Below are 13,316 nucleotides of genomic sequence, written 5' to 3'. Positions count from 1 at the left end.
TCGGCGGTTTCCCGCTTCAACTTCCTAGTTCTGACGGTCGAAGCCGACGCTGTACAGCGATTCACCAGAGCCGTCTCTTCCTCCATCGGTCGCGATCCAGATGCCTTCCTCATTTTCAACGAGTGCGGAGTCACCATCGTAGTCCGCCCCATCTAAGGAGACGGAAATGACAGTCGCACTCGAATCGACGAGGTCGAACTCAGCCCATCGAGTCCGGGGATACCTGTGCGTATGCGTATCCGTGACAGTCTTTGTCTCGTTCCCAACGGTGACTGTTCGGGTGACGGTGTGCGTACGGGTACAGCTGGACCTGCTGGTGAAGTCATCGGGGGCACTGGCCCGATAGTCATACAAAATGTATGCACCAAGGTCGGCGTTATCGGTGACGTAGGAGTCGCGATACCACGCACTCTCTCGGACATCGGAAATCCCAATCCAGGCATCCGATATTGTTTCAGCACTACCGGGCCCGTGCGGGAGCGGAACAGACCCACCGCTTGCTGTGGGATAGATCTCTTCTCCATCAAACATTGGGACGAGCGCTCTAGAGGAATCATCGCTGTATTGTGAATACTGGTCCCGAATGTGTAGATATCGCTCCTGAATAGTCGCACTGCGAGCGGTATAGACCAGTGCATCATCAAAGTTCAGTATCTCAAGTTCGTCGGTGAGCGGATTCCTGTAGACTTGCGCGTTATAGACCGTCCGGGGCTCTAGATTCCGGTTGCGAGTGACGACTTGCCACTGCCCAGAGGCGTCTGTTGGGACCGTCGAATCAGAGCTAACTGGATAAAATCTGGCTGGCGTTCCACCCGAGCGTCGCCATTCCGTATATGTGACCCACGCGTCCTGATATGGGATAGGCACAGAATCGGAGAGATGCGTCCGGTAAACATCGCCAGTCGTCGACGCGTATAGTGCATCTGCGGACGGCATTCCCTCATCACCAAGCGCACTGGGATACCCAAGATATGTCTCATCGGTACCTGGGGTTGAGTCAAAATACGATGGTGAGACGTCTTCGTCGTTATTCGCCAGAATCCGAAAAGTCCCGTCGTGGACCGTTTCTACACCGGGACTGGGTGTCGGGACTTCGTAGATAGGGTCAAGCGAAGTCGCACTAACGGGCATCGTGACTGAGCTGAAAACGATAGCTGGGAGGAGGACAGCGAAGATGATCCTCTGCCGAATGGGGGCCACCGATTTTGACCAAGTCTTCGTTCGGGAGAAGATACGAGCGAATGGGGAGGCCCCCTCGTCATCCGGTGAAGACATATTGAATCAACTCCTGAAACGTTTCGAATCCGTAGCCGACAATCGCTAGGACGAATCCGGAGGATACGAGATAGAAGCCCCGTTCTCGCGTTCGAACACTTGGACTGACGGCCCAAGCCATCGCACCGACAATGAGTAGAATCAGTCCGAGTGTCTGCATCGATGTTCCGAACCACGCGGGCATCTCAGCGGCGCTGGCGATCTCGTCAACGATTCCGCTGTGCCCACTGAGGAAAGTCACGGCGATGTCGGAACTGCTACCGAGAGGGTATGTGAGCAAAATTCCCAGCGACTGTTGGCTCACAGCCCCCAACCCATGTGTGAGATGGGCGAGGTGGGAAAGGATAGCAGATGCCGATACGTCGGCCGTTGCTCCAAACGCGGGGAACCGCCCGATACTGGAAACGACGGCAATGAGATGCCCGAGCAGGTCTGTTGATTCGAATGTCATTGGAGGGATGGAGGAGCTGCCAGCGGCGGATCCCGCTGTCAGCTGAGTACGCGCAGAGAGGGCGACCTACAGCAAGTAGACTCACAGATTCCAACGGTTGTAATGTTACAATCCTTGCAATCCTGTTATCACTATATCATTTACCAGCGGAGACCATGCAACGGAAAAGCCCGCTAAAATCCACCTAATTACACGACAATGCGATGCCCGCTCTCCAGGCGGTTCGTGAGCGTGTAAGCGGGGCTAGTCCGCTCAATAGTAAGGAAACCCGCCAATGCCCGAAGTACAAATTGACTGGCACTCTGCAGAAGAATACGAACGAATCCGTGACCTCCGTGAACGCCACGGTCTGTTGTGGCGCGGCGTACTCCTCACAGGTGCGAAAGATGCAGCAAGCACCGACCTTGTCCAAGCGATTCTACGAGCCCATACCAACCCATCGTCCTCCGCCAGCCCGGTGAGTACCCTCGACGGGACAGCAGAATGCTCCAGTAGTGATCAGGGATTCTCTGCTAATGATGAAGCAGATGTCGACAAGGAAGGCGGTCCACACGATACAACCAGGTCGTCCAGTGATGTTTCATCGGTCGACGAAGATCGCGATGCTGGTCCAAGGTCCTTCCAGTCACACGAATCCCTAAGCAACAGTGGTGAGGAACCAAGCAATGAATCCAGGGATGGCGAACATGAAACGTTCGAGTCTTTAGAGACCCACAGCCAGGCGTTTGAGGACGAACCAATTTCCGATCCATGGGACGAGGGTGAGGAAACTCACGACGGTCAGTTCGACTCAGTCGACCCGTACTACGGATATGACGAGTATCCTCTCGAGTTCGATGAGGGGCAGTTCTGATGCCATCCGAGACACCTACCAGCCACAGGACCCGAATCGAGATTTCCGATGCAGACGAGTATGAGTGGCTCGTCACCGTTCGAGAAGACCTGGGCCTGACATGGCGTGGCCTAATGTTAAAAGCCGAACAGCAGCTCGTCGCGACCGAGCAACAGCTCGGTCTCCCGTCTGGTAGAGACGACACGGATTGTACGGAGGATTCGGCGTGAGCCAGGATATCCCGATGGCCTCGAATCTGCTGAAATCAAAGATAGGTGGCTACGAAGTCCGAAAGTTGGCGGAATCAGTCGGCCCACCGATGCTGCCGTGTGTGATACTTTACACACTCGGGTTACCGCTACAGGTCACCCTCCCCTTCCTCTTGGTCGGAGTCTGTACTGGTGTCTTTGTCTACAGGCGGACGCCAGCAGGGCAACGCCCATTGAATTTCATGAAGGCAATTCTCCATGACTTTCGGGACCCTGAAGAGTTCATTTGGCAAGCGCCGACCCCCGAGCAGGGGAGCCTCGGCCATGGTGACACCTCAAACCAATGGCTCACCCACGACGCATACCCCGCCGAAGAAGCCAGACGGGCGTTCCACGAGGAAAGTAGTGTCAAGGACTTCGACAGTCCGTCAACTGTTGAAGCAAAGGAGACTCGATGAGCTCCGTCGACGGATCGGGGTCGACACTCGATTTGATGGACTTCACCACGATTCGAGATGGTGGCATCATCGAGACGCCAACGAGCTATGCGATGATAGTACGGGTCGAGCCAACCGACTGGTTGGTCCTTTCGGCCGACCGTCGAGAGAGTATCTACCGCTCGTTCCTCAGCTATCTCCGGAGCTTGTCGTTTCCGACACAAATCCTGACGATGTCTACGGCATACAACCCTGAGCCATATCTCGAAGGAGTTGCTGTCGAGAACGAATTAGTCATCGGATCGAACAACGAAGATGATTCAGATGTCGTTCCTGATGAGTCCCCGCTGTTAGATTATGGTCGGAAGTATCACGCAGAGTGGATCAGAGAAGTCATCGACGTCGCAGATATTCGAGATAGAGAGTTCTTTGTCGCAGTGGCTGTCCCCAAGGGCGAAGATCGATCCGAAGAGAGTCCCCTAAACTCGCTTCTGTCTAAAGTACAGGGCGAGAGCGAACCTGAAGAGAGAGATGAGGACGCGTACATCGAGGAAGTGAAAGCACGCGCCTCACACGTGGCCTCGAAACTGCCCCAGGTACAGGTCGAAACAACTCTCATCGATACCCGGCCCGCTGTGCTGGAGATACTCTACGAGGTCTACAACAACGAGAAGCCAGCGTTTGGGTTCACACAGAGCAATTTCACCCGACCCTCGGGAGTGGCCGAAGCCGCCGCATTGAGCTCCGCGGACACCGTTGGTGACACACCGGCTCCTGAGCAAAGCAGCAAGAATGAGTCTGAGTACAGCCGGGTTTCTGATACAGACCCAGAACCTGAACCAGAATCCGATTCGACTCATTTAGCTCCTATTCCTGACGGAGGCTTTGCCCACCCAGATTTGGCTGACCGGGTCTCGAAAGACCGCATACTGCGCTGGTATGCCAGAAACATAGGACCCATCGGTCACGGTGAGCGGCCGATTATTCCCGCCTCAGTGTACGCTGGGCTCTCTCTGGCCATCCTGAGCGTGGGGTTAGCGCTCGGTGGTCTCACCGGGTTCGTCTGGAGTCTGGAAGCGGCACCGCGAGGTACTGATATCTACTGGGCCGCACGAACAGCATCCTTCGCTGGACTAGCGGTGAGTCTGCCGGCCTTCCTCCTGAGTCTCGTCATACTGCTACCGACCGGGAGGAGAGCCAAGCTGGTTGGAACAGCAGGCCTCTCTGTCACAGCCTACGCTACGGTGTTGTTCGTCAGGGCGTATCCCTTCGAGTGGGACCTGTCCGCACCGGCACAGACTACGTTCACGATTCAGGTGTATGCAGCTGGTGTCTTTGCACTGGTCTTCGCTGTGGCCGTAGCGATTCGTTCGCAGCGTCGACTCAATCTGCCGATTCATACTGATGGTGACGATGGTCGAGACGGAGGCATCGATGTAGAATCCGACGCCGATGACGACGGTCCAGTCGTGTCTGATGTTGCAGCTGATGGCGGCCAGCTTACCACTGCTGGCATTTCAGCAGCGGTGCCAGACACCACAGACCAGGACAGCGAGGAGCAGCGTACTGAAATGGAGTCACGAACAGCCGGCAGTGAAGAAGCGTCTGAGAAGACTCTGAGAGATTCTAGCGAAGAGGTGTCGCCAGCAGAACAGCCAGGTGAAAAGCAAGCAGGAGAGGATGAATGAACCCATTACATGTCCTATTCGGAAAGGAATCCGACGACGACGAAGAACGCATCCCTATCGACGATCTGACCGGGAACGAGACCGAAGGCGCGATAGAGTATCTACAACTGATAAACCGGGAGCCAAACCGCGAGAACATCGAGTGGGCGGCCTATCAACTCCAAACTGATGAAGTCCCGCTCGTCTCTCCCGTTGAATCGCTCGCGGAGCGCGAAAATTTGGATAAGAAGCTGATCGCGCCCAAAACGATGGAGCGAACGCCGGAATATCAGGTTCGAAACGGCACCATCTCGACGACGTTGACCGTCACAGCATTCCCCTCGAAAGTCGGTCTCGGCTGGCTCGTGCCCCTCACGGTGGCTGACGCCAACCTCAGACTATCGCTACATATCGAGCCAACGGACCAAAAGAAGGCTCGCAACAAGCTTCAGGCTCGATATACCCATACGCAGACATCGTTGATGCGGAAGGCGAAGAAGGGCCGTACGGATTTGCAGGAAGACGAAGCCGAACGGGACGACCTGCTTCGCATCCTCCAGGACGTCGTTCGCGGGAAGACGAAGATGTTCCAGATTGCGGTCTACATCGAGCTGCTCGGGGAGTCCCAAGAGGAGCTGGCGGAGACGCGCTCACAGGTCGAGACCATTCTCGCCGAACAAGATGTCGAAACGGTCGTCCTGCGCCGACAGCAGTTCGAAGCCAACGGCTCTGTCGCCCCCTTTGCTACCGATACTATCGACAACACCCACACGGTCCAGCTGGAAGCACTCGGGACGTTATTCAATCTCGTTGAACCGCCGATTTACGACGAAGATGGGATACTACTGGGATTCGACGACACATCCCGTCCGGTCGTTATCGACCGCTATGCTCATTCCGGCTTTGCAGCGGCAATCACCGGGAAAACGGGGTCGGGGAAGTCCTACTGCAGAAAGAGCGAGGTGTATCGCCGGATGCTCCGTGAACCAGATGTTCAGTTCGTCCTCTTCGACCCAGCTGGTGACGATTACCCGTATTTCGCCGAAAAGCTCGGTGGAGAGGTGATTCGCTTCGGTGGGAATCAGAAAGTCAACCCGATGGATCTTGAACCACCGAACAGAGACATTGGTGAGACTGAAGATACCTATGCGCTTACCGTCCGAGCCATCGTCGAGATGCTACACACCCTCTTCGAAGCCAGTGGGGGACTCCCACCGGCCGAAGAAGGGATGCTGACCCAAGCAGCGCACTACGCGTACCTCTCGAAAGGGATCGTAATGGGACAGTACGACACCTATGAGAATGAGTCACCGACTATCGGTGATCTCATCCGTGGAGTGAAAACCATCGCTGTGGGCGGCTTCGCGAAAGCGTTCGAGCAAGAGATTGTCCCAATGGAGGACCTCCTCCAGTTACAGGAACTCAATATCCTAGATTCCGATGGACAGCTGGCAGAGACACCGCCATTCGCTGTTCCTGACGCGATATTTGAGCCATCGGAAGCACACCGTAGCTTTGCCGAGGCACTGGAGCCGAAATTTGAGTCGTTCAAGCCTGGAGGCATCAACCAGAATTTGAACGGGCAGACGAACCTGGATCTCAACTCACGCCTCGTCGTGATGGATATGAGCTCCTTCGCTGACACCGGGGAGATGCCGCTCATTCTTCACGCGATGTTGAATTGGGCGTATCTCGAGGCCAAACGCTCACCCAGCCGGTTCGACGTCACGTTCGACGAAGCCCACTATCTGCTGGGCCGGGAGTCGACGCGTGATCTCATCAACCTCTTCATCAGACACGCCCGGCACTATGACGCCGGTCTGACGCTCATGAGCCAGACGGCTCACGAGTTCCTCCGGACACCAGAGGCCCACGAGGTCTACGATAACTGTGACATCAAGATGCTGTTCTACACGCAGTCAGTGGCCGAAGAGACGCGAGAGTACTTCGACCTCTCTCCGGAAGAGGTGAACTACCTACAGTCAGATGCGCCTCGAGGGCAGGCCTCGGGGTTTTCTGGCTGTCTTCTCTCTTCCACGGAACACGGCCGTCGCCGTATCGAGGTTCACACGGGGGAATTCGAACATCACGTCCTCGATAACGACCTCGATCCATGGGCGTACATCGCCCAGCAAGAGGGTGGCGTAGCACCTAGCGAGCCAGCGGTCGGTGCTGGAGAAGGCGAGAACATCGCTCCGTCTCAGCCAGTCCAAGAAGATGTGCCGAGCATTGATGACACATTGGACGCATCTGCGGCGTTCAATCAGCCCAGTCAGAAGACATCGACCGTGGGAGACCAGTAATCATGGGCATTCGAGAGGACCTTAGGAACGTCATGACCGGCATTGTCGAATTCTTCTTCGATGAGGTCGAGGTGATATTCGAGGATGCCGCCACCGAGTTTTCATCCGCGATTACTGAGCGGATGATTCGACAGCTGATCGTAGTTCCAAATCCGTATGAATCAGCCACTGCTGGCAACGTGTTCAACGGTGTATTCGATATCTCGCTGATACTGCTACCGATCTTCTTCGCTGTAGCACTCGTTGCGTGGCCGTTCGGGGAGAATCGAGAATTCAGCATCGTCGAGATGATAATCCGGCTGGTGATGGCGATTTTCTTCATCGGGATTTCCCAGCCTGCGTGGGGGTTCGCTATCGATGTAACCAACGCCGTGACGATCGGGATGCTGGACTACGACCCGACTGTGGGTGGGGCCTTCGGTTCCTACGAGTCAGCTGGCGATTTGGCATCCACGCTGAGTATGGTCATCTCTCTGTTCACGGCGTTCCTGACGATGCTTGCTGTGATATTCACGATATTCTTCCTGCTGCTCCGGTGGTTCATCGTATACCTGGTGTTCATCGGAACCCCGTTCTTCGTGGCTCTCTGGTTCGTTGGACGAGGGCCGCTGGAAGCCGTCGGTAACGTCGGAGCGACCTATCTCAAGATGGGCGTCTACGCGCTACTTTCGGGTCCGATTATCTCGCTGGTCATCCTCACGATGGCACTCATCGAAAACGGTGGGTTCGTCGAGGGTGCCGACGGAATTGCTGGAACGGCAGCATCCCTGGCTGCGGAGATAGCCCTGATTATGATCTTCCCGATAATCCTGGTCGTGGTCGTTTGGAAGCAGATATCTTGGGCGGGCAAACCACTCGGCGTCGGGGAAGCAGCGACCACTGCAACCTTGGCCGCCGCTGCAGCAGTCGGGACCGTCGCCACGGCTGGTGTCGGTGGCGTTGTGGCGGGTGGTGGTGCAGCAGCCGGTGGCGCCGGCGCTGCTGGTGCCGGTGGTGCTGGTAGTGCAGGAGGTGCCGCTGGGGCGTCCGGGGCTGGTGCTTCAGGCGCCAGCGCTGCCAGTACAGGTGCCTCTAGCTTAGGAAGTGGGGGTTCTGGACTGGCCAGTCGTATGGGGAGTGTAGCGCAGCGAGGAAGAAAATTCGCGACTGGTCAGAGCCAGACGCTATCGAAAGTCGACGACAGCGTCAGCTCCGGGGTGAACAAAGTGAGCGAGACTGCATCTGGTGTTGCCGATAAGGCCAACCCGGTTAGTCAATTCAACAACTTTGTCGACAAGAAAAAAGACGCAGCTAAACACGCCTCAGAGACCAGTGAGTTCGTTTCTGAAGCAATTACCTCCGGCGATCTTGACCTCCAGAGAGCATCTGAGCTCGGAGTTCTCTCCCAAAATCCAGCAGAAGGAGCTAACGCAACTGTGTACACGGATGGTGACTCAGGTGCTACGATGGCCTCCTACCAGGATTCCAGTGGTAGGACACAAACAGTGAACCTTACCGAAGAGCAGCAGGCCGCTGGAGAACAGATGCAAAGTACCGCTGAGGATAGCCAGTTCTGGAAAGACTGGCAACACAGGGGCGGTAAAGCTGCTGGCTACGGAACGTCAGCGGCTGGCCACACGACGAAAGGCGCTAAGATGGCGGGGTTCACAGTTCCAAAAAATGTTACCAAGGTAGGTGCCTCAGCCCTCGTTGGAGCAGCCGGAGGGAATCCTTATTTAGCCTATTCTGGAACAAAGCGATCCTCCTCTAATATGATAATAGGACCAAACAATGCAGATAGCTCTATAGGACGGCCGCCTGAGGAAACGACATTAGATAAATTTGGAAAGGCAGCCGCTGGAAAGGCTGCCGATTCTGGAGACATCAAATAGGACTGCAGTCCAACTTCGTGTTGAAGTTGTGTTACCGTTCTATTCAAATAATATTGAAGTGATAAAGAAGGCAATGCACTCCTCTGTCGAAAAACTGCCCAACAACAAACCAAACTAAAATAAAATGTCGTACCTCCAGTACTTTCTAATAGCACTCATTCTATTCGTCGTAGACCTCTCTTCGACAATTGTATTGGATTTGTCCAGATTCAATACACGTGTCAAAATCAAAGCTGTTCTGAGCACCCTCGTTATGTTGCTCATAGCGCTGTATTTTGGGCTACCAATCGGTCAAGAATGGGAAATCGTAGGTGAAAGTGTTGCATTAAATGGTGTTCTGATGTATGGTCTCATCTATGGACTAATGTTCATCCCTGCGTCTCTGTGGGATGGGAGAGTTCACGGACCTATAGGCACGGGCAGCGCACTGCTGTTATTGCTGGGGTTGGCGCTGACTTTTGTCGAAGATTTCGTTGGGGAGCAAGCTCTCAATCAAGGGGTCGTTGGTGAATTCGTTCTCCCAATCGTCTATCTAACTGTATTCATTATCGGAACTCTTGGGGCTTGGTACAGGAACAATACGAAGACGCTGAACTCTAATCGAGATCAAAAAGCTACAACCGCGTCCTCGGTAAGTCCAAGCTCCGGTACAAGTGGCGACTCAACAGAAATCAAGATATCTCCGAAGTCACGCAAGCACATCGGGAACGCCTCTCAACAGCATTCACAAAAACCGGCAGTCGTGGATTTAGAACAGCTATCCTACGATTGGCGATACTCCCAGACCACATTTGCGGATATCGGTGGGTACTACGATGTAAAGGAAGCTTTGAATCAGCGTGTTCTAAAACCACTGAGGACCACACTCGAAGGCGATGATCGATACGAACGGTTCGGAATCCAGCCGTCTCGAGGGATTATGTTCTACGGGCCGCCTGGAACAGGGAAAACGATGTTCGCTCGGGCACTAGCCGGCGAACTCGGGATTCCATTTGTTGAGCTGTCGCCGGGTGATGTCACCAGCAGATGGGTCAACGCCAGCACTGCACAGATTCAGGTCCTGTTTCAGGAAGCGCAAGCGCTAGGCCCCTGCGTGATATTTATCGATGAAGCGGAGCATCTCTTCGGGGCACGTACTCTCGGTGACGGGACGATTCATGCAGAGGATCGCAAAGTGACCTCGGAATTCCTCGTCCAACTCACGAAAGAGAATCGCGAAGCTATCGTTGTCTCAGCCACGAACCGTCCTGCTGATATCGACTCAGCAATACTCCGTCCGGGTCGACTGTCGGCTCATTTTGAGGTCGGCCTCCCCAACGAAGAGGCACGTCATGCAATACTGAACGTGCATCTCGCTGCTGTCCCATCGGAACTCTCCGGTGAAGACCTAGCCGAACTCGCAAGTCACACTGCGGGACTCACCGGAGCGGAATTGAAAGACATCGTCGAAGATGCGCGGAGAAATGCAGCTGAACGTGATGCGGAGTCTGTTGAGCGAGAGGACTTCCCACCGAGTGGCGAATTAGAGGAGCTCTCCGAGACGATGAACCACGACATCGAGGAGCTACCCCGTGTTGACGAAAACGATGCGAGTGGGACTAGCACGCCAGACACCACGGATATTGATACGGAAGACTTCGAGGACTCTGGACAAGGCACGCGCGGGTATTACTGATATGGCGATTTGTACAGTGTTACTGGGAGATTGAATATTGCACGTCAGATTATTTCTCACTCTGTTCTTCTGAATCGTCTGTTAGAATGAGTGTGCGGATGTAGTGGTTCGCTCCCGAAGAACGAGCGTGAATTACGGCCAGTCGGCTGGTAACTTCTCGGCATGGTCGTCCAACAACTGGAGAAGCGGTGCGATGTCGTGGAAGTTCGGTCCCCGCCGAATCGTCTCCGCCTCGGGATTCCAGTCGATATACCCCTTCTCAGCCAATTTGGGCAGGTGAGAATGGAGCAATTGCACTTCCAGCCGTTCGGGGTCGGCTTCATCTTCAGAGACGGACGCGATCTGGTTCCGGGCGAATTCGGTTATCTCACATGGATTGTGGTCGGAGATGGCGACGAGGATTCGTCGGCGATACGGGTTCCGTAGGGCGTCGAACATCACGTTGAGTGACGCCGAGTCGATGTTTCGCGGCATACTGGTGGCTCGTAGTGCGGAACGCTGAGACTCGCTAATGCGTTCCGCGTGACGACCACACGAAAAAAAACGGGTGTATCTGCACGTCCGGCACACCGGTTCAAGCGGCCCCTTCATCGTCAGGGACCAACGCACAGTGTGAAACTGTTATTCCGTACAATAACTTGACACCGAGCGTATATAAACATGGTGCAGACCAAGCATTCTTATCCATGCTAGAAGCAGGGAACAAGTGAAACATTCATCGTCTTCATTGAGCGGCCAGGTCGTTCCGTCCACGGAGGACTGTGTTCCGCAACCGGGGCAGATAATGGGTCAGGTCTGTGGTCGTGAGGATACCGACGATTTCGCCGTCATTGGTAACCGGGAGCCGCCGGATTGAGTGCTCTTTCATCATGGCAGCGGCGGCGTGGATATCTTCTGTGCTGGCGATTGTGACGACCGGTGTACTGAGAAACGTGTCCACAGTCACGGTGTCGATATCTGCCCCTGCTGCCACCAGTCGCATGAGGTCGGATTCCGTGACGATGCCGCTGTACTGGCCCGTCTCGGGATCGACCACGACTGCCGAACCGATATCGTGATCCGCGAACAGTGTGGCTACCTCACAGGCCGTCGTCTCTGGCGGAACCGTTTGAACCGACTGCGTCATAACATCACCGACAAACTGGTCAATCATACCGCCTGTAACTCATCTGAACAGTTAACCCTGTCTAGTGAGGAGACACAGTGACCAGTTCGGTCAGTGAATTCGCCGTCAGAACGGTGGTTACTGTGCCGGTCGCGACTCCTGTAGCGGTCACGCTGTAGACTGGCAGTACTGGGTCGGTCACCGGACTCGGACACCGTCCAACAGGCCGTAGTGGCGGGATTCACTCCTCTCGGTCGCCGTACGTTTCCTCACCTAACCCAAAGTCGGACCCATACCCGTTCCGTTCGAGGTAGTCTTCCAGTACCTCCTGTACCGCCCGGCCGAGGTCGTCTAACTCGCCGTCTATCATCGACACCGTGCTCGAATCGAGCGATGCAGTCGCGTCTCGCTCCCGCCAGTCGTCCGAAATCCGTGGGGCGTCGAAACGAAGCCGGTCTTCGGTCGGGTCCCAGTAGAAATCGAGCGCGTGGAACAGGTCGAGCTCACTGACGAGTCGAAGATGCTCTTCCTCGAGGTTCGTGTACTCGGCCCATTCGTTGAACCCCTCCTTCCACGCACCCTCCTGAAGCAAGTCTTCGAGGTCCTCGCGATAGAAGTCCTCCGACCCCAGCGTCTCTTCTTGCCACTCGAACTCGCGCGGCATGCCTCGGTTCGAGAGGTCCGGTGGGTCCGGGGCCTCAATGTCGAATGCCATACCAGAAGTTGTACTACTGACATGATAAAGCCCGTACCAGTTCCACACGGGACCGGTGCGTCTCGCGAGAGTATAGTCGCTTACTGGCCAGTGAGAGGACCTGTCCCGGTCACGCGTGACAATAGTCATCGAAACGGATGCCTGGGTTTTCGGTCTAAATCCCGAGCCACTCGTCGTTCCGAACCTGGTATCCGTTCGCCCGGCAGAACTTCGCCGCCTGTCGGCGTACTGCCCGGGACGACGGGAGCCGTTCTTTTTCGAATCTGCTCGACGACCCAGTCGCAGATTGCCCGAATTTCTTCGTCGTCGTCGGCATCGACCGCTTCGAGTTCTTGGAACGTCATCTCGTACGCTTCCCTTTGCTTCCGAGAGTTCGATACAACGAGCCCCGGTTGGCTAATTTTTATCACACCGCCTCAGGTACGGTCTCAATGGGACACGGATCTGAGGTCAAAACCCCCTGATAGCTCCCGACCTCAAATCCGAATCCCGTGTGTCTTTGGCTGGACGTTGGTTACGTCCGGCCAGTCGTCGACGTCGTCAGCGGTCGGTATGAAAGATACTCACCACAAAACGTATATCGCGTGTAGAGAGCCCCTCTATGTGGGCGATGGTCTCCGCGAGTTTCACACCTCCAACTGTCCAGTTGCCCGAGGCCTCGCCCCATTGATCCCAGCCGGGTGTTGCCCACGCCCGGTTTTCTGCAACTAGTTTTGAGAGGTAACACCGGTGTTACGGAGGTTTTATGTCGTCAACAAGGAAGGTACAGATGCCGG

Annotated in this window: 12 protein-coding genes and 1 pseudogene; 7 read left to right on the top strand and 6 right to left on the bottom strand. The window is 55.2% G+C overall.

Annotation, left to right across the window (positions count from 1 at the left end):
• Window positions 1–24: 24 nt before the first annotated feature.
• Together P1L40_RS22945 and P1L40_RS22940 are read right to left on the bottom strand one after the other, a co-directional pair.
• Complete coding sequence (locus tag P1L40_RS22945) at window positions 25–1,275, bottom strand: hypothetical protein (protein ID WP_284011777.1); 1,251 nt, start codon at window positions 1,273–1,275, stop codon at window positions 25–27.
• Window positions 1,259–1,726: a hypothetical protein gene (locus P1L40_RS22940; protein WP_284011776.1), complete on the bottom strand. Its 468-nt coding sequence runs from the start codon at window positions 1,724–1,726 to the stop codon at window positions 1,259–1,261. Before P1L40_RS22940 ends, P1L40_RS22945 begins: the two co-directional genes overlap by 17 nt.
• A gap of 457 nt (window positions 1,727–2,183) precedes the next feature.
• Here P1L40_RS22940 and P1L40_RS22935 point away from each other — a divergent pair, with 457 nt between their 5' ends.
• The 7 genes from P1L40_RS22935 to P1L40_RS22905 all read left to right on the top strand — a co-directional run bounded on the left by P1L40_RS22935 (window position 2,184) and on the right by P1L40_RS22905 (window position 10,720).
• The gene (locus P1L40_RS22935) at window positions 2,184–2,579 is read left to right on the top strand and encodes a hypothetical protein (RefSeq protein WP_284011775.1); all 396 of its coding nucleotides are present in this window, start codon (window positions 2,184–2,186) and stop codon (window positions 2,577–2,579) included.
• The gene (locus P1L40_RS22930) at window positions 2,579–2,788 is read left to right on the top strand and encodes a hypothetical protein (protein ID WP_284011774.1); all 210 of its coding nucleotides are present in this window, start codon (window positions 2,579–2,581) and stop codon (window positions 2,786–2,788) included. The genes P1L40_RS22935 and P1L40_RS22930 overlap by 1 nt, the downstream gene beginning before the upstream one ends.
• Window positions 2,785–3,225: a hypothetical protein gene (locus P1L40_RS22925; RefSeq protein ID WP_284011773.1), complete on the top strand. Its 441-nt coding sequence runs from the start codon at window positions 2,785–2,787 to the stop codon at window positions 3,223–3,225. Before P1L40_RS22930 ends, P1L40_RS22925 begins: the two co-directional genes overlap by 4 nt.
• The gene (locus tag P1L40_RS22920; RefSeq protein ID WP_284011772.1) at window positions 3,222–4,892 is read left to right on the top strand and encodes a cell division protein CdpA domain-containing protein; all 1,671 of its coding nucleotides are present in this window, start codon (window positions 3,222–3,224) and stop codon (window positions 4,890–4,892) included. Before P1L40_RS22925 ends, P1L40_RS22920 begins: the two co-directional genes overlap by 4 nt.
• Window positions 4,889–7,174: a VirB4 family type IV secretion system protein gene (locus tag P1L40_RS22915; protein WP_284011771.1), complete on the top strand. Its 2,286-nt coding sequence runs from the start codon at window positions 4,889–4,891 to the stop codon at window positions 7,172–7,174. Before P1L40_RS22920 ends, P1L40_RS22915 begins: the two co-directional genes overlap by 4 nt.
• Before the next feature lie 2 nt (window positions 7,175–7,176).
• Window positions 7,177–9,045 (top strand): hypothetical protein, encoded by a 1,869-nt coding sequence (locus P1L40_RS22910; RefSeq protein ID WP_284011770.1) that lies wholly within the window; start codon window positions 7,177–7,179, stop codon window positions 9,043–9,045.
• 124 nt (window positions 9,046–9,169) lie between these two features.
• On the top strand, window positions 9,170–10,720 hold the full coding sequence (locus P1L40_RS22905) for an ATP-binding protein (protein ID WP_284011769.1): 1,551 nt from the start codon (window positions 9,170–9,172) through the stop codon (window positions 10,718–10,720).
• Between the two features lie 132 nt (window positions 10,721–10,852).
• Here P1L40_RS22905 and P1L40_RS22900 read toward each other — a convergent pair whose 3' ends face one another.
• From P1L40_RS22900 to P1L40_RS22885, 4 genes and pseudogenes are all read right to left on the bottom strand, one after another.
• Window positions 10,853–11,194 carry a DUF7344 domain-containing protein gene (locus P1L40_RS22900; protein WP_284011768.1) on the bottom strand — a complete coding sequence of 114 codons (342 nt, stop codon included), beginning with the start codon at window positions 11,192–11,194 and terminating at the stop codon, window positions 10,853–10,855.
• 250 nt (window positions 11,195–11,444) lie between these two features.
• Window positions 11,445–11,846 (bottom strand): CBS domain-containing protein, encoded by a 402-nt coding sequence (locus P1L40_RS22895; RefSeq protein WP_284011889.1) that lies wholly within the window; start codon window positions 11,844–11,846, stop codon window positions 11,445–11,447.
• 220 nt (window positions 11,847–12,066) lie between these two features.
• The gene (locus tag P1L40_RS22890; protein ID WP_284011767.1) at window positions 12,067–12,540 is read right to left on the bottom strand and encodes a DUF7992 family protein; all 474 of its coding nucleotides are present in this window, start codon (window positions 12,538–12,540) and stop codon (window positions 12,067–12,069) included.
• A gap of 154 nt (window positions 12,541–12,694) precedes the next feature.
• Window positions 12,695–12,902: pseudogene (locus P1L40_RS22885) on the bottom strand (DUF5789 family protein); the annotation flags it as partial.
• Between the last annotated feature and the right edge of the window lie 414 nt (window positions 12,903–13,316).

This window comes from Haloarcula pelagica (assembly GCF_030127105.1).
GTDB classification, from domain to species: Archaea; Halobacteriota; Halobacteria; order Halobacteriales; family Haloarculaceae; genus Haloarcula; species Haloarcula pelagica.
Note: the sequence above shows the minus strand (reverse complement) of the source record. Positions and strands in the feature narration are given on the sequence as shown.

What these genes read in the sequence shown, in the direction of transcription:
- P1L40_RS22920 (WP_284011772.1), top strand. Translation starts at nt 3,222, where the DNA reads ATGAGCTCCGTCGACGGATCGGGGTCGACACTCGATTTGATGGACTTC.
- P1L40_RS22890 (WP_284011767.1), bottom strand. Translation starts at nt 12,540, where the DNA reads ATGGCATTCGACATTGAGGCCCCGGACCCACCGGACCTCTCGAACCGA.
- P1L40_RS22930 (WP_284011774.1), top strand. Translation starts at nt 2,579, where the DNA reads ATGCCATCCGAGACACCTACCAGCCACAGGACCCGAATCGAGATTTCC.
- P1L40_RS22900 (WP_284011768.1), bottom strand. Translation starts at nt 11,194, where the DNA reads ATGCCGCGAAACATCGACTCGGCGTCACTCAACGTGATGTTCGACGCC.
- P1L40_RS22910 (WP_284011770.1), top strand. Translation starts at nt 7,177, where the DNA reads ATGGGCATTCGAGAGGACCTTAGGAACGTCATGACCGGCATTGTCGAA.
- P1L40_RS22940 (WP_284011776.1), bottom strand. Translation starts at nt 1,726, where the DNA reads ATGACATTCGAATCAACAGACCTGCTCGGGCATCTCATTGCCGTCGTT.
- P1L40_RS22905 (WP_284011769.1), top strand. Translation starts at nt 9,170, where the DNA reads ATGTCGTACCTCCAGTACTTTCTAATAGCACTCATTCTATTCGTCGTA.
- P1L40_RS22915 (WP_284011771.1), top strand. Translation starts at nt 4,889, where the DNA reads ATGAACCCATTACATGTCCTATTCGGAAAGGAATCCGACGACGACGAA.
- P1L40_RS22945 (WP_284011777.1), bottom strand. Translation starts at nt 1,275, where the DNA reads ATGTCTTCACCGGATGACGAGGGGGCCTCCCCATTCGCTCGTATCTTC.
- P1L40_RS22895 (WP_284011889.1), bottom strand. Translation starts at nt 11,846, where the DNA reads ATGACGCAGTCGGTTCAAACGGTTCCGCCAGAGACGACGGCCTGTGAG.